Origin of the sequence: Falsihalocynthiibacter sp. CO-5D18, assembly GCF_041205445.1 — a bacterium.
GTDB classification, from domain to species: domain Bacteria; phylum Pseudomonadota; class Alphaproteobacteria; order Rhodobacterales; family Rhodobacteraceae; genus Falsihalocynthiibacter; species Falsihalocynthiibacter arcticus.
In genome coordinates, this window is record NZ_JBGFCF010000057.1 from 1 (window position 1) to 1,350 (window position 1,350).

The window sequence follows — 1,350 nt, forward strand, 5'->3', positions numbered from 1 at the left end:
ATTTGAGCTGATTTTGATCGTTGCAGGTTGCGGTCATGTGTCCGGCCTGTTGACGCGGTGCATGTGACCGCTGGCCTTTCCTCTCAGCGATGCCAGCATCGCCTGCCAGACAACGGATGAAGTCCGCGTACCGAGTCCCAATCAGACGAACGAGCTTTAAAGCCCAGACAGCACCTCGGGGTGTCCCGGCGGCGGTCCCTTTCGATCATCATCACTCACTTCTGCCCTTGCATCTCATCGCGGCGATGTCGGGTGCCGCTTTGTCCCTCCTTCGTTCAGATAGCCGGTGTGGCCTTGTATGACTCTCCTTTCACCATGAGCGCCCACGCTGTTCGGGCGGTCTTGTTGGCGATAGCCACGGTGACGACCCGAGTCGGCTTGCGCTCCAGGAGCGATCGAACCCAAGCGCCCGTTCGGGTGTCGGTGGTTGGCGCCCGTCGTGTGACGGAGGTGGCACCAACAACCAGCAGTCGGCGCAGAGAGCCATTCCCCATCTTCGAAATTCGCCCGAGCCGATCCTTGCCGCCCGACGAGTTCTGTCGGGGCAGTGTGGGCCGAAACGCGATCCGTCCGAGTGACGGACCGCACGCCGAGGTAGGCCGCAAACTATCGGCCGGATTTGAAGACAGCCGGATCGGGTACACTGGCAGCCAGCGCGGTTGCCGTGATAAGGCCAACACCCGGGATCGTCATCAACCGCTGGCTCGCGGCGTTCTGCCGATGCCACTCCAGAAGTTCGCGCTCAATCTTCCGGACTTCTTGTTCCAAGCTGTCGAGTTGTACCGCCAAAGCCAGAAGGGCGGACCGGGCTGTCTCCGGCAATCTGGGGTTGTCATCAGCACGAAGGACACTGACAAGTTCAGCAACTTTTCGAGCCCCCTGCGCGGCGATGGCCCCAAACTCGGCGAAGTGGGCGCGGATCGCATTCAGGATCATCGTGCGCTGTCGCATCAGCAGGTCACGAGACCGGTGCAGCACAAGAACACCCTGCTGCTCCTCGGTCTTCACTGGCACGAAGCGCATGTTCGGTCGCGTGACAGCCTCGCAGATGGCTTCCGCATCCGCTGCATCGTTCTTTTGCCGTTTGACGTACGGCTTTACATAAGCGGGAGGAATCATCCGCACGTCGTGACCAAGCGCCGCGATTTCCCGCGCCCAGTAATGCGATGTGGCACAGGCCTCCATGCCAATCAGGCAGGGTTCCAGTTTCGATAGGAAATTCAGAACAGCGCCACGGCGCAACTTCTTTTGCAAAACCACGACGCCATTCGTGTCAATGCCGTGAAGTTGAAAAACAGACTTGGTGAACCTCTCAGCGATTGCTATGCAATCACCTGCCGGTCAACGGAT

Annotated in this window: 1 pseudogene; it reads right to left on the reverse strand. The window is 59.7% G+C overall.

What is annotated here, in order from left to right:
- Positions 1 to 275: 275 nt before the first annotated feature.
- Positions 276 to 1,326, reverse strand: a pseudogene (locus tag AB9F27_RS21830) (IS110 family transposase).
- Positions 1,327 to 1,350: the final 24 nt, after the last annotated feature.